The following is a 19,184-nucleotide window of genomic DNA, read 5'->3' as shown; positions in this document are numbered from 1 at the left end:
CGATAAAATCTTTCATAATCACAAAGTGTTATTTCAAGCAAATCAAGTTGCTGTTATAGTGAATTAAATTTAGATTAGTACAGCGTTGCCAACTCCCTTATGTACTAGATGTACACGGCAGTCGTTGTCGCCCTGTCCTAATCTAAATTTAATCCACTATAAATCCCACCTTACGCGCATATCAACGAATTATGCGAACACAGCCAAAATTTATTGTTTTACAGAAAGTCTAATACAAAAAGCAGCCTGCACTTTTCATCAACACAAAAGTGCAGGCTGCTTTTTCAATCTCAATTTAATCTACACACGCTTAACCGTGCGAACGTGCGGAATATGCTGCAATGCTGTCATTATCGCTTTCAAATGTGCTAAATCGCGCACGTTTACATTGAAACGGAATTCGATAAAGCCTTCTGTGCCAGCTTGCGATTTGGATAGCGTGTCCACCGATGCAATGTTGCCGCCTGTGCCAGAAATCGCGCTTGCCATCGTTGCCAACAGCGCGTGGGCATCGGCTGACGACACCACCACTGCCGCATCGTACATTTTTTCCATGCCAGCAGGCAGCGTTGCCCAATCTGCGTCCAGTTGCTGCTCGGGATCGGATTTGAGCAGCGTGGCGCAGGTGTCGCGGTGGATAATCAAGCCTTGGTCTTTAACGATAACGGCGCGTACCGAATCGCCAGCCACAGGCATACAGCATTTGCCCAAATGCACGCGCGTGGTTTCGCTGCCGTGAATTTGAATCGGGCTTAATTTGACTTCGCCGCCAAAGTGGTTGCCCGCCATATCGGCAATTTCCATCGCCACCGACACAGGCAAGGTCAAGCCCACGCCTACGTTGTATAACACGTCTTCCAATTTTTGCTCGCGTGCTTCTAGCTGCTTTAAGTATTTGTCTTTAAACGTGTCTGACTGTGCGACTTCTTTGGGCAACAAGCTGCCCAAGGCTTGTGCCAACAGGCGTTCGCCCAAGGCAATGGCATCGCTGCGACTGGTGTTTTTGACGTAGTTGCGAATGGCACTACGCGCACGGCTCGATGCGGCAAAGCTCAACCAAGCTGGGTTGGGTTTGCCATTGGGCGATGTGATAATCTCCACTGTGTCGCCTGTTTTGAGTTTGGTACGCAACGGCACAGCCACGTTATTAACTCGTGCGCCAATGCAGCGATTGCCAATGTCGGTGTGAATGGCATAGGCAAAGTCAATGGTGCTTGCGCCGCGTGGCAGTGTGATGATTTTGCCTTTGGGCGTAACGATATAGACTTCGTTGGGGAACAAATCGACTTTGATGTGTTCCAAAAATTCAAACGCATTGTCGCTGCGTGATTGCAAATCCAAAATGTTTTGCAGCCATTGGTTGGTACGCAATGTGGTTTCATCTTCGTGTGTGTCGCCCGATTTGTATGCCCAATGGCTTGCCACGCCCGATTCGGCAACGGCGTGCATTTCGCGTGTGCGAATTTGGATTTCAATCGGCAAACCATACGGGCCGTTGAGCGCGGTGTGCAGCGATTGGTAGCCATTGGATTTGGGAATGGCAATGTAGTCTTTAAATTTACCAGGTTTGGGTTGATACAATTCGTGCAGCGCACCCAAAGCAACATAGCAGGCTGCTTTGCTGTTCACAATCACGCGAAAGCCGTAAATATCCAACACATCTTCAAATTTGATTTTTTTTGCCTTCATTTTTTGATGAATGTTATACAAATTTTTCTCGCGCCCTTGGATTTTGGCTTCGATGTTGTAGCCAACCAAATGCAAGCTCATTTCGCGTAGCACACGTTCAATCACATCGTGGCGATTTTTCTTGAAGGCGGTCATGGCGCGTTGCAACACTTGGTAACGCGCAGGGTGCATGGCTTTGAACGCCAAGTCTTGCAACTCGCGATACACAGGATTCAGCCCCAAACGGTTGGCAATGGGGGCATACACTTCCAGCGTTTCGGTGGCGATGCGGCGGCGGCTGTCGGGGCTTTTTGCACCCAAAGTCCGCATATTGTGCAGGCGGTCAGATAGCTTAACGATGATGATGCGTATGTCTTTGGTCATCGCCAAAATCAGTTTGCGAAAGCTCTCGGCTTGTTGTTCGGCTTTGCTGTCGTATTTTAGGTTTTCTAGTTTGGATAAGCCGTCCACCATTTCGGTGATGGTGTCGCCAAATTCTTGTGCCATTTCGGCTTTGGTGATGTGGGTGTCTTCCAACACGTCGTGCATTAAACCTGCGCTTAATGTTTGAATGTCCATGCGCCAACGTGCCAGTTCGATGGTTACGGCAATCGGGTGGGTGATGTAGGGTTCGCCACTTTTGCGCGTTTGACCATCGTGTGCAAAAAAGGCATAGGCACAGGCTTTTTCGAGTTGTTGTAATTCGTCTGCATTCAAATAACGCGCTTCACGAAACAGGGTATCGCGGACGCTGGCGGTCAGGGAATCGTAGGGGGCGGTGGGTTGAATTGGGGACATGATGTTGGCTCGTGTTGATTGGTTGTGATTGGGTTAAATCATAATAGATAGGGCTAAAAAAATCAGCAATAAATCAAATAGCGTTATTTTATGTTGTATTTTGTACAAAAAAGTGCAGGCTGCTTTTGAACGCTTCAAAAGCAGCCTGCACTTTTTTGTGTTTATTTATTGCGCGACAAAATGTCCACACCCACTTGCCCTGCTGCGATTTCGCGCAAAGCGGTTACCGTTGGTTTATCGTGGCGTACATCATCAACCAAAGGCGATGTGCCGTTTTCTAGCTGGCGCGCGCGGCGTGCTGCTGCCAAAGTTAAGTCAAAATGATTGGGAATGTGCGGAGTGCAATCTTCCACAGTAATGCGTGCCATGAATATTCCTTTAAATAAAACTAAAAACCGTGCAAGGCGACCAAGCAGCCTGCACATTTAAGTGGGCAGATTTTATACGCTTTTTAACACTTTTTCAATGCTGGCAACTTGGTTGCTTTGGCGCAAACGTGTGGCTTGGAAAATTGCCAATAATTCGTTTTCGGCTTGTTGCAAATCGTGGTTATGCACAATGTAATCAAAGGCAAAAGCGTGTTGGATTTCTTCGCGCGCTTCGGATAGGCGACGCGCAATTACTTCATCGCTATCGGTTTGGCGCGTGCGTAGGCGGTATTCCAAAATTGCCATGCTGGGTGGCAAAATAAAAATGCTCACCGAATCGGGTAGGGCGTGGCGAATTTGCGCTGCGCCTTGCACGTCAATTTCCAAAATTACGTTAAAACCTTGATTGCACAAATCTTTTACGGCTTGTGCGCTTGTGCCATAAAAATTGCCAAACACTTCGGCGTGTTCCAAAAACGCGCCTTCGCCAGCCAGTTGTGCGAATTGTTCTTTGTTTACAAAATGATAGTGCTGTCCGTTTACTTCGCCCGCACGTGGTTCGCGTGTGGTGTGCGAAATGGATACGCGAATGTGGGCGTTGCGTTGCGTTAAACGCGATACCAGCGTGGTTTTGCCTGTGCCAGATGCGGCGGAAATGACAAATACATTGCCTGTTTGTTGGGTCATGTTGATTCTCTTGGTTGATGGAAATGGAAAGGTGCAGGCTGCTTTGTTTTGATGTTTTTGTTAGGGTGTGATCCAACATTTCAAAGCAGCCTGCACTTTATGTTTATGCTATTTAAACCGCAGCTTCGCCTGTTTCGCCTGTGCGAATTCGGATAACTTCTTCAACAGGTAAAACAAAAATCTTGCCGTCGCCAATTTTGCCTGAGCGTGCGGTTTGTACAATAATTTCTACGGTGCGTTCTACCAAATCATCGGGCAGCACCAATTCCAATTTTACTTTGGGCAAAAAGTCCACCGCGTATTCTGCACCGCGATACACTTCGGTGTGTCCGCGTTGTCGTCCAAAGCCTTTGACTTCGGTAACCGTCATGCCAGAAATGCCCGCTTCGGTCAGGGCTTCGCGCACGTCGTCCAGTTTGAACGGCTTGATAATGGCTTCAATTTTTTTCATGATGCGTTTCCTTTGTGGTTGATTAAAAGTGCAGGCTGCTTTTTATGGTTCGCGCCCCAAAATCATTGCATCGCCATAACTAAAAAAGCGATATTCTTTGCCAATAGCGTGTTGATACAACTGGCGGATTCGCTCGCTGCCTGTGAATGCAGATACTAACATCAACAGCGTGGATTTGGGCAAGTGAAAATTGGTAATCAAGCGGTCAATGACTTGAAACGGGTAGGGCGGTGTGATGAAAATATCCGTGTCGCCTTGCCCTGCTTGCAATGTGCCTGAACGTGCTGCCGATTCAATCGCGCGTAAAGAAGTCGTCCCAACCGACCAAATGTGGTTGCCACGCGCTTTGGCGGCGGCGATTTTGGCAACGGTGTCTGCTGGCACATCAAACCATTCGCTGTGCATTTTGTGTTCGGCAATGTTTTCTACGCGCACGGGCTGGAATGTGCCTGCGCCAACGTGTAGCGTTACTTCGGCGAACTCTATGCCTTTTTGTTGCAGGCTGCTTAATAAATCATCGGTAAAATGCAAGCCTGCGGTGGGAGCGGCAACTGCGCCTTGATGTTTGGCATACACGGTTTGATAGCGATTGTCGTCATTGTCGTCTGCGCTGCGAACAATATAGGGCGGCAAGGGCAATACGCCGTGTTGTTCTAATAGTTCGTACACCGTTTGTTCGCCCGAAAAATGCAGTTTGAACAATTCGCCCACGCGTTCGGTCATGGTGGCGTGAATGTCGCCCGTAAAAATCAGTTCCGCGCCTGCTTTGGGTGATTTGGACGAGCGAATGTGCGCCAAAGCGGTGTGTGTGTCCAACACGCGCTCAATTAAGGCTTCAATTTTGCCGCCACTGGTTTTTTGTCCAAACAATCGCGCTTTCATCACTTTGGTGTTGTTGAACACAAATATATCGCCTGCACGAACGTAGTTTAATAAATCGGCAAAATGCTGGTCGGCAAACGGTTGATTGGGCAACGCAACCAACAAACGGCTGCTGCCACGCACGGCAGGTGGGTTTTGGGCGATTAAGTGTTCGGGTAAATCAAAGTCAAAGTCGGAAATGTGCATAATTTAGGGATACAAAATAAAACGACATTATAGTCAAAATGAGTACTTTGCAAAACTACTGTGCCGTCATTCCTGCCTCCGCCTACGCAAGGGTAAACTACGGCAGGAATCTAACGTGGCATTTAGGTAATAGAAAATAAATCCATATAATTGAATAAGTTAAATAGATTCCCGCCTGCGCGGGAATGACGGTAATTTAAAGGTGTTTAGATAGAATTCAGTTTTGCAAAGATTTTAGGTAATCTTACGCCTTTTTCATAATTCAGAGACCACAAACCATGCGTACCGCAACCATTACTCGCAACACCAGCGAAACCCAAATTACTGTACCCATCAACCTAGACGGCACAGGCAAAGTGCGTTTGGACGCGCCTTGCGCATGGCGGTGGAACACGATGAGCGCATGGCAGGTAAAATGCCATCAACCAAAGGAACTTTAACGGCATAATTTAAAGTGCAGGCTGCTTTTGAGTGATGTGTTGGGTCGCAACCCAACAAAATGTAATCAACCAAACCAAGCAGCCTGCACCCCAATCCAACGGAACTGAAATCATGAATATCGCCATTATTGATTACGGCATGGGCAATTTGCATTCGGTCTATAAATCGGTGCAGGCTGCTGCCGATGCAGCACAATCGTCTGCCAAAATCACGCTCACGTCCACTCCAGAAAACGTGTTGGCAGCCGACAAAGTCATCTTCCCAGGTCAAGGCGCAATGCCCGACTGCATGAACGCGCTCAACCAAAGCGGTTTGCGCGAAGCTGTGCAAGAATCGTTGAAAAACAAACCATTTTTTGGCATTTGCGTGGGCGCACAACTGCTGTTTGAACACAGCGAAGAAGGCGATACCGCAGGTTTGGGCTGGTTCAAAGGTGGCGTCAAGCGTTTTGCCGCCAACCAAACCGACACGCAAGGCAATCGCCTGAAAGTGCCGCACATGGGCTGGAACACCGTCCGCCAAACGCAAGCGCACCCCTTGTTTACAGGCGTAAGCAATCCCGCACATTTTTATTTTGTTCACAGCTATTACTTTGCACCGCAAGACAGCGACATCGTGCTCGGCACAAGCGAATATCCGCACGATTTTGCCTGCATTGTTGGCAAAGATAACGTGTTTGCCACACAATTTCACACCGAAAAAAGCCACGAAGCAGGCTTGCGACTGTTGCAAAACTTCTTGCAATGGCAAGGTTAAAACGCGATTTTCTTTACATAAACTTACTTTGTTGATTACAATGTGCAGGTTTGAAAAGCAGCCTGCACATTTTATATTTTTAGGATAACCCCAATCTATGCAACTCATTCCCGCGATTGACTTAAAAAACGGACAATGCGTCCGCTTAAAACAAGGCTTAATGGAACAAGCCACCGTATTTTCCGACAGCCCAGCCCAAATGGCAGCGCACTGGCATCAACAAGGCGCGCGCCGTTTGCATTTGGTGGACTTGGACGGCGCATTTGCAGGCGAACCCAAAAATTTCCCGGCCATCAAAGAAATTTTGGCAGCGGTGGCGCAACACATTTCCGTGCAGCTCGGTGGCGGCATTCGCGATTTGCAAACCATTGAAAAATATTTGTCTTTGGGGTTGAATGACGTGATTATCGGCACGGTAGCGGTTAAAAATCCAGCCTTTGTGCGCGAAGCCTGTCGTGAGTTTGCAGGACACATCATCGTGGGACTTGATGCCAAAGACGGCATGGTCGCGATTGACGGCTGGGCAACCGTAACCGAACATCATGTCATTGATTTAAGTAAACAATTTGAAGACGATGGCGTAAACAGCATTATCTATACCGACATCGGACGCGACGGCATGATGAGCGGCGTAAACATTGAAGCGACTGTTAAACTGGCGCAAGCGGTCAATATCCCGATTATCGCATCGGGCGGCTTGACCAATTTGGACGATGTACGCGCCTTGTGTGCCGTCGCCAAACAAGGCGTGGCAGGTGCGATTACAGGTCGCGCCATTTACGAAGGCAGCATTCAGTTTGACCAAGCACAGCAGTTGGCAGACGAATTGCTGGCAGCATAAATTTTTGTTTTAGTTTGAATAAGGAAGTAAAAAAATGACTGGTTCTTATATGTTAATCGCCTTTATTTTGGGCTTTTGGTGCATTTGGTCAGCCAACCGCGATGTGAACTCGCTGGGCGAATCGCTGGGCTTTACGCTGATGGCAATTGTGATTAAATCGTTGATGGAGTGGTCGGGCGTACCCAATCTTGACAATTTGACCATGGCGCAATGGGGCATTTTGTTCGTGTATGTGGTGGTGTGCTTGGAATTAACCGACCGCTTTTCCAGCAGCATGGCGTTGAACATGACGATTGCGGTTGCTAGTGCGTTGGGCTATTTCTTTTTGGGACAATATGTGTTCAGCGCGGCAGGTGCGGCAACGGTCAATGGCTGGTTGTCTTAATTGTTTGTAATATAAAAGTGCAGGCTGCTTTTAGCGGAAAAATCCGTTCAAAAGCAGCCTGCACTTTTTTGCGTTTTAAAAGGCTTTGTTCATTTGGATAAAGACATTTTTCTTGCTGTAATCGCCGTAAAACGGATGATTGCTGCTGACTTTTGTCCAACGGAATACTAGGCGTGGTGTGATGCCCCCAAATTGCCAGCGGTTGTTCCACAAGCTAAGCGATGCAAAATGTTCGCGGTCTTTGCGAATGTAGTTGAACGGGAAGTTGGGCGCATCGTAAACACGTTGTGCAGTGCCAATGCCCAATGAGCTGCCCACGGTGTTGCCCCAATATTGCGTCCAGCCTAAACGTATGCCTTTGCGGCGATAAGCGTCGCTGCTGTCTTGCGCGGTTTTGCGGGTCAGGTCTATGCCCAGCGTCCAGTATTGTTTTTCTGATGATAAAAACAGCCATGTAGCCGACAAATTGCTGTTTTTGCCGTCCAAAAATGAGCGCGTGTCGTGTTTTTGCCAGCTATGTTCGCCCGACAGCAAAACTTGATTTTTGGGCGTGAACCAGTATGACCATTCCAGCGTTAGCCCTTTTTCGGCAGCGTATTCTTTGCCACCATACCAACGGCGTTCAAAATACGGCAAAATCGCTGTTTCACTTCGCGCGGTTTGATGCGCTACGCCCAGTTTGACACGCGCCGATAAATCGTCGTATTTGCGGTTGTCCCAATAATATTTGCCAAACACGTCTGTGCCAAAGCGCAATGACCATTGTTTGCCCAAATAGGTGTCTTTATTGACGTTGCCATAATACGCAATGCCGTGTGCTGATTCGGGTTCACCCAGTGTCCAGTTGCCGACTTTGCGTTGATTGGGGGTGCTATTGATGTTGTTGTCTTGCGTGTAATACGCATTGATGTTAAATGTCCAATCGTTGCGTTTTTTTATGGCGGACAGATAGCTGCCTGCGTATTGGCGGAAATTTTCGGGTAAATCGCTGCGATTGTGCAATTCGGTCAAGATTTGTTTGGCTTCGCTGTTGCGGTGGTCGGCGAACAAAGTTTGTGCTAGTCCCATTTGGATAGACGGCGCATCGGGCTGTTGTGCCAATACTTTTTGATACGATTCTACCGCGTTATCGTAATCGCCCTTGTCCTGCGCGAGCATGGCATCTGCTAAATTGAGCGCAAATTCGTCGTTGCCGTCTGGTAGATTGCGATACCAGGGCAGCAGAATTTTGACACCAGCCACATTGCCTGTTGCCAATGCACCAAAAAAAGCGCGTTTTAAAAGTGCAGGCTGCTTTTGCAGTTCTTCCGATGAAATATTGAGTGTTTCGCCATCCGCATCGTTTGTAGGTGGCGTGTTTTCGGTGGGTTTGATGTCGGGCGTGCGATTGAATTCGGTTTCGGGCGACGATTCGTTCAGCATCTGTTCAACTTTGGGTGGCAGCGTTTCGGCATAAATCGATGCCGTTGCCAGCCACAGCGCACTGGTAAGTAATAGTTTGGAATACATGGAATATCGTTTTTTGTGATTGTGAGATGTATTATAGGCAAATAAAAGCAGCCTGCACAATAAAACAGCCTGCCTGCAAAACACAAGCAGGCAGGTTGTTTATTCAGGGATTAGCTTGGGGAATTAGGGCGTTTGTTTTTTACCGCCGAATACGCCGAAGCCACTGTCAGAAAGTGTATCACTCTTACCATCAATAAATTGGTACTTACCTGCAATTTCTGCCGCATTAGCACCATAGAAACCACCTTCTATCGTTTGATCGGGCGATGAGCTATCTGACTTAAATCTGTTGCCATTAATAACCGCATTGAAGGTTTTTGTTCCCATATACGAACTATCTCCGCTGTTAATGATAGCAGACAGTTTTTTGCTTGAAAAATCAGCCGTTGCGGTGAATGTGCCGTTGTAAGTGTAAGTGTAGTCGATATTAGAGCCAGTCAATACACCAGAGCCATTCAAAACGCGACCACGATAGTGCAACACTTGTCCGCTGTATTTTGCTGTGCCACTAGGCATATCGGCAGTTAAATTACCTTGTACAAACAAAGCGTGTTTACCGTTGCCAGTTGCTGCACCATAAACCACATTGTCTAGGTTATTGAAAATACGGTAATTGTCAGCTTCTGTTAAAGTTGTTCTGTCTGTTTTGTTTGGCAACTGAATGCTGACACCATCCACTACTACAGTTCGCAATGCAGTAAACGTGTCGTTTACGGTTGTCAAAGTTTTGCTGGCTGTATCAACAATAAATTTAACCGAGCTATTGCTGGCAGGTGGCGTTGGTGTAGGCGCAGGTGGCGTTGGTGTAGGCGCAGGTGGCGTTGGTGTAGGCGCAGGTGGCGTTGGTGTAGGCGCAGGTGGCGTTGGTGTAGGCGCAGGTGGCGTTGGTGTAGGCGTAGATTGCGTGCTAAGCGATGAACCGCCGCCACCACCGCAAGCTGTTAAACCCAAGCTACACGCAATCACAATCGCACTCAACTTAAATGGAATGTTCATACAAAAAATCCTCTTGTCGATAAACAGGGTTGATGAAGTAAAACTTTGCTAAATTGCATAAATTTAAATAATGATAATTCATATTATTTACTAAATCAACATCAATTTTAAATATTGGTTTTAAATACTGAGAATTTTTTGTTGAGAATGTATTGATGCTATCGATATAAACAAAAAAGTGCAGGCTGCTTTGTCTATTAAAAAGCAGCCTGCACTTAAATATATCAAATAGAGCGATTAAACCGCACCAATAGTGAGCCGATTGCGTAACCAGCGCACCATTTCTGCCAATTCGCCAGCCATTAGCCCAATAGGCCCAGTTTGTGATTGTTCCAGTAATTCCGATGCTGCACCGTGTAGCCATACGCCAGCAGGAATGGCTTCTTCGGCAGGTAATCCTTGCGCCAGTAGGCTGGTAATGATGCCAGTTAAGACATCGCCGCTGCCTGCGGTTGCCAAGCCTGCGTTGCCTGTATTGTTGGTATGCAAAAGACCGCGCGCCGATGAAATAATGGTGTCGTGTCCTTTTAGCACAACCCAGCAGTGATAACGGTCTGCCAGTTCACGCGCAACCCATGGGCGGTAATCTTGCACTTGATTAATGGTAATGTTAAGCAAATGTGCCGCTTCGCCTGGGTGTGGTGTCAGCACTAAATCGTTGTGTTTGTGTTTGCAAAATTTGTCAGGGTAATCCGCCAAAATGTGTAGCGCATCGGCATCTAACACCAAACGCGGCTGGTCTGAATGCCACAAGTTTTGTACGCATTGAATCGCCGCTTCATCGCGCCCCAAACCACAGCCAACCGCCCAGACATCAACGTCTTGGCGTTTTGAAGCATTGGCAGCGATGTCGAGCATTAATTCAGGGTAGGGCGCATGAACAGGCATAGGTAGTTGTGGTTGGTTAAATGCCACCACTGTTTTGCCGCAACCTGTAAACATGGCGGCAACACCTGCGAGTAAAGGTGCGCCAGCCATGCCAACTGCACCGCCTGCAATGCCAACCGTGCCAAATGTGCCTTTATGCGTATTGGGCAGGTGTGGCATTAGCAGACTGGGGAAATGACGTTTGGCATAACGTTGATACATCGCCAAATTGATATTAGAACGAGTGGTATTAGCCATAGTGAAAATGTTAAATAGACAAATTGGAAAATAATGGCGAAATTTTACACGATGCGCCAAAAAAATTCTGCATGATTTTGCACCTATGCTTGCCAGAATAGGGCAATCACTGCATTATTCGCCCTTTATTTTTTGTGATACAACAAACCATGAATCCAACGATTTCTTTTTTTGGGCGATTTCGCCGACTGTTTAAATTGCTGATTTGGCTGTTTGGCGCAATCCGCCAGATTAACCGCTTATCGCAACACGATGCTGCACAGCGCAATCAAATCATTCGCCAATTAAGTGCAGGCTGCTTGGCAATTTTAAATGTGCGTTTGCAGCACGAAAAGCAGCCTGCATCTTGGAATGGCACATTGGTGGTGGCAAATCATGTATCGTGGCTGGATATTTTGGTGATTAACGCGCTGCAACCTGCCAGTTTTATCGCCATGAAAGAAATCGAAAGCTGGTTTGTGGTGGGCAAATTGGTCAAAAATGCAGGCACGGTGTTCATCGACCGCAGTAATCGCAAAGACATCGACCCCATCAATACCTCCATTGCCACCGCCTTGAAACAAGGCGAAAACGTGTGCTTTTTCCCCGAAGCCAAAACCAGTTTGGGCGATGGCGTTTTGCCCTTGAAAGCGGCGTTGTTTCAAGCGGCAATTATGGCAAACGCGCCTGTTCAAGCCATTGTTTTGCGTTATTATGTGAACCAACAGCGCAGTCAAATGGTGTCGTTTGCCAATGTGGGCTTATTGCAATCGGTGTGGCGCATTGTGTCGCAAGCGCAAATTGATGTGCGCGTGGATTTTGCCGAACCGTTGCAGGCTGCTTCGTTTGCCGACCGTTTTGCGATTAAAGACGAAGTGGAGCAATATTTGCGTCAAGTGGTGGAACAAGATAGCCCGAATCCGAATTCATAAATTATTGAAAAAGCAGCCTGCACTTTAATTGGAATGTGCAGGCTGCTTGCAAAATTATTCCCACGGTGCGGCAATTTCGGCGTGTGCGCTGCTGATGACGAATAATAGCGCGAGAAAAAAATAGCGTTTTGGCATGAAGTTTTTCCTTTTAGGCAGCCTGAAAGTGTTTACAATGCCACCATTTTAACAAATTCATACAAAAAGGTTACACAACAAAATGCGAATTATCTCGGCAAATGTAAACGGCATTCGTTCTGCCTACAAAAAAGGCTTTTTGGAATACATCGCGCAATCGGGCGCGGATATTGTCTGCGTGCAAGAATTGAAAGCGCAAGAAGCGGATTTATCAGTAGAAATGCAACAACCGCACGGTATGCACGGCGTGTGGCATTGCGCCCAAAAACGCGGTTATAGCGGCGTGGCGATTTACAGCAAACGTGCGCCCGATCGTGTGCAATATGGTTTGGGCATTGAATTGTTTGACAATGAAGGGCGATTTGTTCGGGCGGATTTTGGGCGGTTGAGTGTGATTTCGTTGTATTTGCCAAGCGGTACGAGCGCGGAAGAGCGTCAGGCGTATAAATATCAATTTTTAGATGCGTTTTATCCGATTTTGGCGGATTTATTGGCGGAAGGGCGCGATGTGGTGGTGTGTGGCGATTGGAATATCGCGCACCAAAATATCGACATCAAAAACTGGAAAGGCAATCTGAAAAATTCAGGTTTCCTGCCCGAAGAACGCGAGTGGATTGGTAATGTGATTGCAAAGCTCGGCTGGACGGATATGTGGCGCAAATTGTATCCCGATGTGGCAGGTTATACTTGGTGGAGCAATCGCGGACAAGCCTATGCAAAAGACGTAGGTTGGCGGATTGACTATCAAATGGTGTCGCCCGAATTGGCAGCGAAAGCGCAATCGGCACACGTTTATAAAGATGAAAAATTCTCTGACCACGCGCCTTTGGTGGTGGATTACGATTATGCGTTTTAAAGTGCAGGCTGCCTTTTATGTGGAACGATGATGACCTAACCTTGCTGTTGCTGCACGATAACAACGCGCCCGAAGCGTGGGTTGATGCTTGGACGCGTGGTTATCCTTTGGTGCAAAGGGTGGGCGTGTCGGCAATGCAATCGGTAAACGAACGATTGACGGCGGTGCAGGCTGCTTTTGCGACGATTGCCAGTCAAAACGTGGTGGCGGTGGCGCATGGCATGGGCGCAAATGCGTTGTTGTCTTGGCATTATGTGGAAAGTTGGACGATGCATAAGCGTTTGCGCGCTGCCATTTTGCTCGCGCCACAAAAAGCAGCCTGCACATCAAACGAGTTGCGTGTGCGCTTTCAATGTCCCACGGCTGTTTGTGCAGGCTGCTTGGACGATAGCGATTGGCTTTCGCAACAAGCACCGCTGTGGCAAGCGCGGTTTTTTGCTTTGTCTGATGCTGTTAATCAGCAACGCCAACGCGATTGGCAATGGGGAATGCAGTTGATGCAGGAAATGGTGTTGCGATAGTGCAATGTTGGCATCACACAAAATCTCCCCACAAAGTCTGCATTGCCGCAATCGCCGCCAACGAAGCGGTTTCTGTCCGCAACACGCGCTTGCCCAGCACAATCGCCTGAAAACCTGCATCTAGCGCGGCTTGCTCTTCGGCAGCCGTCCAGCCGCCTTCTGGGCCTATCATCAAATAAACCGTTTGCGGTGCGGGCTGCATGGCTTGCAAACTTTTGGCTTGTTGCAAGCTCATCAGCAAATGCAGTTGCTCGCGTGGCATTTGCTTGATGTAATCATCAAAACGCACAATCGGGCGCACTTCTGGCACGATGTCGCGCCCACATTGCTCGCACGCCGAAATCGCAATGTCTTGCCAACGCTGTACGCGCTTATCGGCACGCTCGCCTTGTAGCTTAACCACGCAACGCTCGCTCCAAATCGGCGTAATGCTCGCCACGCCCAATTCCACGCTTTTTTGAATGGTGAAATCCATGCGCTCGCCGCTGGAAATCGCTTGCAGCAAATGAATCGACAACGCGCTTTCGCTGTTGATTTGTTCGGTTGGCGCAAGGGTGCAGGCTGCTTTGCGTTTGCCTAACTCCGTGAGCGTGGCATGAACGCGCTTGCCCCGTCCATCAAACAAAATCAAATCATCGCCCACATTCAAACGCAGCACTTGAATATGGCGAACAATGCAATCGGGCAGATTTAACTCGCCTGCATCGGGCAGGTTGGGCAGATAAAAGCGTGGCATTTGTGGTACTATCCCTGTCTTTGGCAAAACGCCATTCTAACAAAAGTTTTCTATTTATGAACGCAATTCAACGTTTACAAGATTTGGTGCGCGACATTGCTGCCAACCAAATCATGCCTTATTACCTAAAAGTGGAAAGTGCGCGCAAAGCCGATGGCAGCATGCTGTCGCAAGCCGATTTAGCCGCGCAAAAAGCCTTTGAGTGCAGGCTGCCTAGTATTATCAACGCGCCTGTGCTAGGCGAAGAAATGACCAGCGCAGAACAACACGCGCTGTGGCACAACGCCGAACAAGGCTTGTGGGTGCTCGACCCGATTGACGGCACGAACAATTTTGTAAACGGCATACCTCATTTTGCGGTGTCAGTGGCATATGTGCAAAACGGACGCGCCCAACTTGGTGTGGTGTATAACCCTGTTTTGCAAGAATGTTTTGCAGCGGTTCGTGGACAAGGCGCGTGGCTAAATGGTCAAACTTTGCCCTTGCGCCGCATTCACAAAACCTTGCGCGAAGCGGTGGCAGGCGTGGAAATCAGACGCTTGCGTAATGGCAAATTGGCAAATAGCTTGAACTTGTTTGCACCATTTGGCACGCTCCGCAGCATGGGCAGCAGCACTTTGGATTGGTGTTACTTGGCGGCTGGGCGATACGATGTCTATGTTCATGGCGGACAAAATTTGTGGGACTACGCAGCAGGCGCGTTGATTTTTGAAGAATCGGGCGGTTTGCTCGCCACTTTGGAAGGCGATGATTTTTGGAGCGGCAAACACGCTTTTCAACGCTCGGTTATTGCCGCAGGGCAGCCTGCACTGTTTGAGCCGTGGTTGGCATGGATAAGAAAAAATCAGTAATCCTAAATAGACTTCCGATTGACCATTTTTAGACTACCAAAACGGTGGCAATAATAAGGAATTTGATGTTTAAAACGGCAAAAGAATTTACATTTGATATGGCGCATATGTTGGACGGACATGATGGAAAATGCCAAAATTTACATGGACATACTTATATTTTACAAGTTGAAATTTCAGGCAACCTGCACGAATCGGGCGCAAAAAAAGGCATGGTGATGGATTTCGCCGATTTAAAAGCGGTAGTCAAAACGCATATTTTAGACAAAATGGACCACGCTTTTATTTACGACACAACCAGCGAGCGTGAGTGTCAAGTGGCAAATTTGTTAAATCAATTAAATTCAAAAACTTATGGTATTAACACGCGCACCACAGCCGAAGAAATGACGCGCCATATTTTTAATGTGTTAACGGCGGAAGCAAATTTACCTGTTAGTTTAATTCGGTTGTGGGAAACGCCGTCTTCTTATTGTGAGTACGCGGCATGACGAATGAACCAACTTTCCGCATTGTGGAGATTTTTGAAACGCTACAAGGCGAGGGCTACAATACGGGTATGCCGAGTGTGTTTATTCGTTTTGGTAAATGCAATTTGGCTTGCCATTGGTGCGATACGAATTACAATGAATTTGGTATGATGACGCTATCGCAAATTATGGTAAAAGTGCATGAATTTTTAGCGAAAAATATCATTATCACGGGCGGCGAACCGACTATTCAGCCGCATTTGGTGGCATTGCTGGATTGCTTGAAATCGGAAGGCTATTTTTTGGCAATGGAAACCAATGGGCTAAAAGACGTACCTAAACAAATTGATTTTGTGGCAACCAGCCCGAAGCGTTTGTATACGGAGGCGTATGAAAAACGCTGCCTGAAACGTGCCGATGAGGTGCGAATTGTGGTGGATAATGTTGATGTGTTTGATTTTTGTGAATTGATTGAGCAAAAAATTGAATCGCCACGCTATTATCTGTCGCCATGCGAGCAGCAGGGGGAGATGAATATTTTACAAACCATTACGCTATTGGGGAAATTGAATGCGCGTGTGGGTAAACCGCATTGGCAATTAAGCATTCAAACGCATAAATTGTGTGGCATTGAATAATGTTCAGGCTGCCTGAAAGCGCATGATGCAACTTTGAATTATAGCAACCTTGTTCCCTCTCCTTTGGAAGAGGGCTAGGGAGAGGGGAAAATTTCCGAGTAAAACAAATCTTTGTTAAGGCTGAAAGTTTTTTCCCTCTCCCCAACCCTCTCCCACAGGAGAGGGAGTAGATTTGCTTAAATATAAAAATTTCTGTCGTGTACTATAAGGCTGCCTGAAAAAATATTGACAAAGAAACAATATGATAGTTTTAGGAATAGAATCATCGTGCGATGAAACAGGCATCGCCATTTACGACACAGAACGCGGCTTAATCGCCAATCAACTGCACACCCAAATGGCAATGCACGCAGAATACGGCGGCGTTGTGCCAGAACTCGCCAGCCGCGACCACATTCGCCGCCTTGTGCCGCTCACACAAGCCGCACTCAAAGAAGCCAATCTGCAATACAACGACATGGATGCGATTGCCTACACGCAAGGGCCAGGCTTGGGCGGCGCGTTGTTGGCAGGTTCGGCTTATGCCAATGCGCTGGCGTTTTCGTTGAACAAACCTGTGTTACCCGTACATCATTTGGAAGGACATTTGCTGTCGCCTTTGTTGGCAGACAACGTGCCAGAATTTCCGTTTGTCGCGTTGCTGGTGTCGGGCGGACACACGCAATTTATGGCAGTGCACGATTTTGGCGATTACGAATTGCTGGGCGAAACGGTGGATGATGCCGCAGGCGAAGCGTTTGATAAAACAGGAAAATTGATTGGTTTGCCGTATCCTGCTGGCGCGATTTTGTCGGAATACGCCAAATTGGGTTCGCCCGATGCTTACCCCTTTCCGCGCCCGATGTTGCACAGCCATGATTTGCAAATGAGCTTTTCTGGCTTAAAAACATCGGTGCTGACGGCGGTAGAAAAAACACGCGCCCAGCTCAATTTATCGCCTAGCGACCCATTGCCCGAATCCACACGCAACGATATTTGTCGTGGATTTCAAGACGCGGTGGTGGACGTATTGGTGGCAAAAGCCAAAGCCGCTTTGTTGCAGACAGGTTTTCGTACTTTGGTGGTGGCAGGCGGCGTGGGCGCAAACTGGAAATTACGCGCAGAATTGGCAGATTTGTCGGTCAAAACATCGCCCAAATCGCCGCCCGAAAACGTGAAAACCTATTTTCCGCCCTTGCCTTTGTGTACCGACAATGGCGCGATGATTGCGTTTGCTGGCGCAATGCGTTTGTTGCATGGCGTTCAAGCGGCAGAACATTCGTTTGCGTTTGATGTGAAACCGCGTTGGTCATTGCGTGAGATTGTGCGTGGATAAGGTTTAAATGGAGTGCCTGCCTACGGCATACACCTTTTATACTCAAATCAATAGATTTGGACAAAAGGTGCAGGCTGCTCTTGATGCAAATTCAAAGCAGCCTGCATTTTTTGTCATTTTATTTTCAAAATTAAATCAAATCATTACAAAAATCCAATCAAATTTACACAAATCAACATTTGCCTGAATGTGAATTAGTCTTTACATTAAGGGCTGCTATCCCAAATAGCTTCTTTTTTTGGGTGCGTCATTCAGAATAAAAATTGCTCACGGAGAACATAAAATGTTGAACATCGACCCTTCCGAATTAAATCCCCATACCCCAATCAAAAAGCAAAAGTTTTACCAAATTTTGTATGTGCAAGTAGTTTTTGCCATTGTGTTGGGTATTTTGCTCGGGCATTTCTTTCCGCAAACTGGTGAGGCAATGAAACCGCTGGGCGATGCGTTTATTAAAATCGTGAAGATGATTATTGCCCCTGTGATTTTTCTGACGGTGGTAACAGGCATCGCAGGCATGACCAATATGAAAAAAGTAGGGCGCGTGGCAGGTAAAGCGTTTGTTTATTTTATTATTTTTTCGACTTTGGCTTTGATTGTGGGCATGGTGATTGCCAATGTGATTCAACCTGGCGCTGGGCTGAATATTGACCCGCACACGCTCGATAGTTCCAAAGTAGAGGGCTATGTTGCCAAATCCAAAGACGCAACAGTGGTCAATTTTTTGATGAACATTATCCCCACCACCATTGTTAGCCCATTAACCGAAGGCAATATTTTGCAAGTGTTGTTTGTGGCGATTTTGTTTGGTGTGGCGTTGGCAAGCGTGGGCGACAAGGCGCGTCCCATTACCAATTTGCTGCAAGAATTGTCTGCACCTGTGTTCAAAATGGTGGCAATGCTGATGAATCTTGCGCCAATTGGTGCGTTTGGTGCAATGGCATTTACGATTGGTAAATACGGCATCAAATCGATTAGCAATTTGTTGATGCTGGTTGGTGCGTTTTACATCACGTCTATTTTGTTTGTGGTGGTGATTTTGGGCGCGGTGGCAAAATACAACGGCTTTTCCATTATCAAACTCATCAAATACATCAAAGACGAATTGTGGCTGGTGCTGGGAACATCGTCTTCCGAAGCGGCATTGCCCACGTTGATGCACAAAATGGAACAAGCAGGCTGCGAAAAATCGGTGGTGGGTTTGGTGATTCCAACTGGCTATTCGTTCAATTTGGACGGCACAAACATCTATATGACGATGGCAGCCTTGTTTATCGCACAAGCGGTGGGGATTGATTTGTCGTGGGGCGAACAGTTTTCGCTGTTGCTGGTGGCGATGTTGAGCTCCAAAGGCGCGGCTGGCGTAACAGGTGCAGGCTTCATTACATTGGCAGCGACTTTGTCGGTTGTGCCAAGCGTGCCTGTGGCGGGTATGGCGTTGATTTTGGGTATTGACCGTTTTATGTCGGAATGCCGTGCGCTGACCAATTTAGTCGGCAATGCGTGTGCAACGATTGTGGTGGCGCGTTGGGAAAATGCGTTGGATAAAGAACAATTAGATAAGGCATTAAATCGACAAGAAAAACCTTGATTGAATGGGGCGAATAAAAGTGCAGGCTGCTTTTTTATATAACAAAAGCAGCCTGCACTTTTTTATA

20 protein-coding genes and 1 pseudogene are annotated in these 19,184 nt (G+C 47.4%); 12 read left to right on the top strand and 9 right to left on the bottom strand.

The window, feature by feature from the left end; translation table 11 throughout:
• Positions 1–300 precede the first annotated feature (300 nt).
• From BQ5809_RS08920 to queA, 5 genes are all read right to left on the bottom strand, one after another.
• The gene (locus BQ5809_RS08920; protein ID WP_003785926.1) at positions 301–2,466 is read right to left on the bottom strand and encodes a RelA/SpoT family protein; all 2,166 of its coding nucleotides are present in this window, start codon (positions 2,464–2,466) and stop codon (positions 301–303) included.
• A gap of 161 nt (positions 2,467–2,627) precedes the next feature.
• Entirely contained in the window at positions 2,628–2,834 is a 207-nt protein-coding gene (gene rpoZ, locus BQ5809_RS08915; RefSeq protein WP_003785927.1) for a DNA-directed RNA polymerase subunit omega, read from the bottom strand.
• A 72-nt stretch (positions 2,835–2,906) separates the two neighbouring features.
• Positions 2,907–3,521 (bottom strand): guanylate kinase, encoded by a 615-nt coding sequence (gene gmk / locus BQ5809_RS08910; RefSeq protein ID WP_003785928.1) that lies wholly within the window; start codon positions 3,519–3,521, stop codon positions 2,907–2,909.
• Between the two features lie 112 nt (positions 3,522–3,633).
• Positions 3,634–3,972, bottom strand: a complete 339-nt coding sequence (locus tag BQ5809_RS08905; RefSeq protein ID WP_003785929.1) for a P-II family nitrogen regulator — start codon at positions 3,970–3,972, stop codon at positions 3,634–3,636.
• Positions 3,973–4,014: 42 nt separating this feature from the next.
• Positions 4,015–5,040, bottom strand: a complete 1,026-nt coding sequence (gene queA, locus BQ5809_RS08900; protein WP_003785931.1) for a tRNA preQ1(34) S-adenosylmethionine ribosyltransferase-isomerase QueA — start codon at positions 5,038–5,040, stop codon at positions 4,015–4,017.
• 358 nt (positions 5,041–5,398) lie between these two features.
• On the opposite strand from queA, the pseudogene BQ5809_RS10550 reads away from it, so the two are divergent.
• The 4 genes and pseudogenes from BQ5809_RS10550 to BQ5809_RS08880 form a co-directional block, all read left to right on the top strand.
• A pseudogene (locus BQ5809_RS10550) lies at positions 5,399–5,488 on the top strand (imidazoleglycerol-phosphate dehydratase); the annotation flags it as partial.
• A 104-nt stretch (positions 5,489–5,592) separates the two neighbouring features.
• Complete coding sequence (gene hisH / locus BQ5809_RS08890; protein WP_032827625.1) at positions 5,593–6,237, top strand: imidazole glycerol phosphate synthase subunit HisH; 645 nt, start codon at positions 5,593–5,595, stop codon at positions 6,235–6,237.
• 97 nt (positions 6,238–6,334) lie between these two features.
• The gene (gene hisA, locus BQ5809_RS08885) at positions 6,335–7,078 is read left to right on the top strand and encodes a 1-(5-phosphoribosyl)-5-[(5-phosphoribosylamino)methylideneamino]imidazole-4-carboxamide isomerase (protein ID WP_003785936.1); all 744 of its coding nucleotides are present in this window, start codon (positions 6,335–6,337) and stop codon (positions 7,076–7,078) included.
• A gap of 34 nt (positions 7,079–7,112) precedes the next feature.
• On the top strand, positions 7,113–7,463 hold the full coding sequence (locus BQ5809_RS08880) for a hypothetical protein (protein WP_032827626.1): 351 nt from the start codon (positions 7,113–7,115) through the stop codon (positions 7,461–7,463).
• A 75-nt stretch (positions 7,464–7,538) separates the two neighbouring features.
• Here the strand turns inward: BQ5809_RS08880 and BQ5809_RS08875 are convergent, their stop codons facing one another.
• The 3 genes from BQ5809_RS08875 to BQ5809_RS08865 form a co-directional block, all read right to left on the bottom strand.
• Positions 7,539–8,972, bottom strand: coding sequence for a porin family protein (locus BQ5809_RS08875; RefSeq protein ID WP_003785940.1), 1,434 nt, complete (start codon positions 8,970–8,972; stop codon positions 7,539–7,541).
• Positions 8,973–9,095: 123 nt separating this feature from the next.
• Complete coding sequence (locus tag BQ5809_RS08870) at positions 9,096–9,968, bottom strand: transferrin-binding protein-like solute binding protein (protein ID WP_234982870.1); 873 nt, start codon at positions 9,966–9,968, stop codon at positions 9,096–9,098.
• A gap of 237 nt (positions 9,969–10,205) precedes the next feature.
• Complete coding sequence (locus BQ5809_RS08865; RefSeq protein ID WP_003785943.1) at positions 10,206–11,093, bottom strand: NAD(P)H-hydrate dehydratase; 888 nt, start codon at positions 11,091–11,093, stop codon at positions 10,206–10,208.
• Between the two features lie 149 nt (positions 11,094–11,242).
• Here BQ5809_RS08865 and BQ5809_RS08860 point away from each other — a divergent pair, with 149 nt between their 5' ends.
• The 3 genes from BQ5809_RS08860 to BQ5809_RS08850 all read left to right on the top strand — a co-directional run bounded on the left by BQ5809_RS08860 (position 11,243) and on the right by BQ5809_RS08850 (position 13,516).
• Positions 11,243–12,004 (top strand): lysophospholipid acyltransferase family protein, encoded by a 762-nt coding sequence (locus BQ5809_RS08860; RefSeq protein ID WP_003785944.1) that lies wholly within the window; start codon positions 11,243–11,245, stop codon positions 12,002–12,004.
• A gap of 217 nt (positions 12,005–12,221) precedes the next feature.
• On the top strand, positions 12,222–12,995 hold the full coding sequence (locus BQ5809_RS08855) for an exodeoxyribonuclease III (protein ID WP_003785945.1): 774 nt from the start codon (positions 12,222–12,224) through the stop codon (positions 12,993–12,995).
• 17 nt (positions 12,996–13,012) lie between these two features.
• Positions 13,013–13,516, top strand: coding sequence for an alpha/beta hydrolase (locus tag BQ5809_RS08850; RefSeq protein ID WP_003785946.1), 504 nt, complete (start codon positions 13,013–13,015; stop codon positions 13,514–13,516).
• Between the two features lie 13 nt (positions 13,517–13,529).
• Here the strand turns inward: BQ5809_RS08850 and BQ5809_RS08845 are convergent, their stop codons facing one another.
• The gene (locus BQ5809_RS08845) at positions 13,530–14,252 is read right to left on the bottom strand and encodes a 16S rRNA (uracil(1498)-N(3))-methyltransferase (RefSeq protein ID WP_003785947.1); all 723 of its coding nucleotides are present in this window, start codon (positions 14,250–14,252) and stop codon (positions 13,530–13,532) included.
• A 56-nt stretch (positions 14,253–14,308) separates the two neighbouring features.
• Here BQ5809_RS08845 and BQ5809_RS08840 point away from each other — a divergent pair, with 56 nt between their 5' ends.
• The 5 genes from BQ5809_RS08840 to BQ5809_RS08820 all read left to right on the top strand — a co-directional run bounded on the left by BQ5809_RS08840 (position 14,309) and on the right by BQ5809_RS08820 (position 19,117).
• On the top strand, positions 14,309–15,103 hold the full coding sequence (locus BQ5809_RS08840) for an inositol monophosphatase family protein (protein WP_003785948.1): 795 nt from the start codon (positions 14,309–14,311) through the stop codon (positions 15,101–15,103).
• Between the two features lie 65 nt (positions 15,104–15,168).
• Entirely contained in the window at positions 15,169–15,594 is a 426-nt protein-coding gene (gene queD / locus BQ5809_RS08835) for a 6-carboxytetrahydropterin synthase QueD (protein WP_003785949.1), read from the top strand.
• Positions 15,591–16,211, top strand: coding sequence for a 7-carboxy-7-deazaguanine synthase QueE (locus BQ5809_RS08830; RefSeq protein WP_003785950.1), 621 nt, complete (start codon positions 15,591–15,593; stop codon positions 16,209–16,211). Before queD ends, BQ5809_RS08830 begins: the two co-directional genes overlap by 4 nt.
• 241 nt (positions 16,212–16,452) lie before the next feature.
• The gene (gene tsaD / locus BQ5809_RS08825; protein ID WP_003785953.1) at positions 16,453–17,526 is read left to right on the top strand and encodes a tRNA (adenosine(37)-N6)-threonylcarbamoyltransferase complex transferase subunit TsaD; all 1,074 of its coding nucleotides are present in this window, start codon (positions 16,453–16,455) and stop codon (positions 17,524–17,526) included.
• Positions 17,527–17,809: 283 nt separating this feature from the next.
• Positions 17,810–19,117, top strand: coding sequence for a dicarboxylate/amino acid:cation symporter (locus tag BQ5809_RS08820; RefSeq protein WP_003785955.1), 1,308 nt, complete (start codon positions 17,810–17,812; stop codon positions 19,115–19,117).
• Positions 19,118–19,184: the final 67 nt, after the last annotated feature.

Origin of the sequence: Kingella kingae ATCC 23330 (genome assembly GCF_900111845.1) — a bacterium.
GTDB classification, from domain to species: Bacteria; Pseudomonadota; Gammaproteobacteria; order Burkholderiales; family Neisseriaceae; genus Kingella; species Kingella kingae.
This window is presented reverse-complemented; position numbering and strand designations above follow the sequence as displayed.

Excerpts from the sequence above, each read along its gene's own strand:
- BQ5809_RS08920 (WP_003785926.1), bottom strand. The coding sequence starts at position 2,466 with ATGTCCCCAATTCAACCCACCGCCCCCTACGATTCCCTGACCGCCAGC.
- BQ5809_RS08875 (WP_003785940.1), bottom strand. The coding sequence starts at position 8,972 with ATGTATTCCAAACTATTACTTACCAGTGCGCTGTGGCTGGCAACGGCA.
- queD (WP_003785949.1), top strand. The coding sequence starts at position 15,169 with ATGTTTAAAACGGCAAAAGAATTTACATTTGATATGGCGCATATGTTG.
- BQ5809_RS08880 (WP_032827626.1), top strand. The coding sequence starts at position 7,113 with ATGACTGGTTCTTATATGTTAATCGCCTTTATTTTGGGCTTTTGGTGC.
- rpoZ (WP_003785927.1), bottom strand. The coding sequence starts at position 2,834 with ATGGCACGCATTACTGTGGAAGATTGCACTCCGCACATTCCCAATCAT.
- hisA (WP_003785936.1), top strand. The coding sequence starts at position 6,335 with ATGCAACTCATTCCCGCGATTGACTTAAAAAACGGACAATGCGTCCGC.
- BQ5809_RS08870 (WP_234982870.1), bottom strand. The coding sequence starts at position 9,968 with ATGAACATTCCATTTAAGTTGAGTGCGATTGTGATTGCGTGTAGCTTG.
- BQ5809_RS08855 (WP_003785945.1), top strand. The coding sequence starts at position 12,222 with ATGCGAATTATCTCGGCAAATGTAAACGGCATTCGTTCTGCCTACAAA.
- BQ5809_RS08820 (WP_003785955.1), top strand. The coding sequence starts at position 17,810 with ATGTTGAACATCGACCCTTCCGAATTAAATCCCCATACCCCAATCAAA.
- gmk (WP_003785928.1), bottom strand. The coding sequence starts at position 3,521 with ATGACCCAACAAACAGGCAATGTATTTGTCATTTCCGCCGCATCTGGC.
- BQ5809_RS08905 (WP_003785929.1), bottom strand. The coding sequence starts at position 3,972 with ATGAAAAAAATTGAAGCCATTATCAAGCCGTTCAAACTGGACGACGTG.
- BQ5809_RS08830 (WP_003785950.1), top strand. The coding sequence starts at position 15,591 with ATGACGAATGAACCAACTTTCCGCATTGTGGAGATTTTTGAAACGCTA.
- BQ5809_RS08865 (WP_003785943.1), bottom strand. The coding sequence starts at position 11,093 with ATGGCTAATACCACTCGTTCTAATATCAATTTGGCGATGTATCAACGT.
- BQ5809_RS08860 (WP_003785944.1), top strand. The coding sequence starts at position 11,243 with ATGAATCCAACGATTTCTTTTTTTGGGCGATTTCGCCGACTGTTTAAA.
- hisH (WP_032827625.1), top strand. The coding sequence starts at position 5,593 with ATGAATATCGCCATTATTGATTACGGCATGGGCAATTTGCATTCGGTC.
- queA (WP_003785931.1), bottom strand. The coding sequence starts at position 5,040 with ATGCACATTTCCGACTTTGACTTTGATTTACCCGAACACTTAATCGCC.
- BQ5809_RS08840 (WP_003785948.1), top strand. The coding sequence starts at position 14,309 with ATGAACGCAATTCAACGTTTACAAGATTTGGTGCGCGACATTGCTGCC.
- BQ5809_RS08845 (WP_003785947.1), bottom strand. The coding sequence starts at position 14,252 with ATGCCACGCTTTTATCTGCCCAACCTGCCCGATGCAGGCGAGTTAAAT.
- BQ5809_RS08850 (WP_003785946.1), top strand. The coding sequence starts at position 13,013 with ATGTGGAACGATGATGACCTAACCTTGCTGTTGCTGCACGATAACAAC.
- tsaD (WP_003785953.1), top strand. The coding sequence starts at position 16,453 with ATGATAGTTTTAGGAATAGAATCATCGTGCGATGAAACAGGCATCGCC.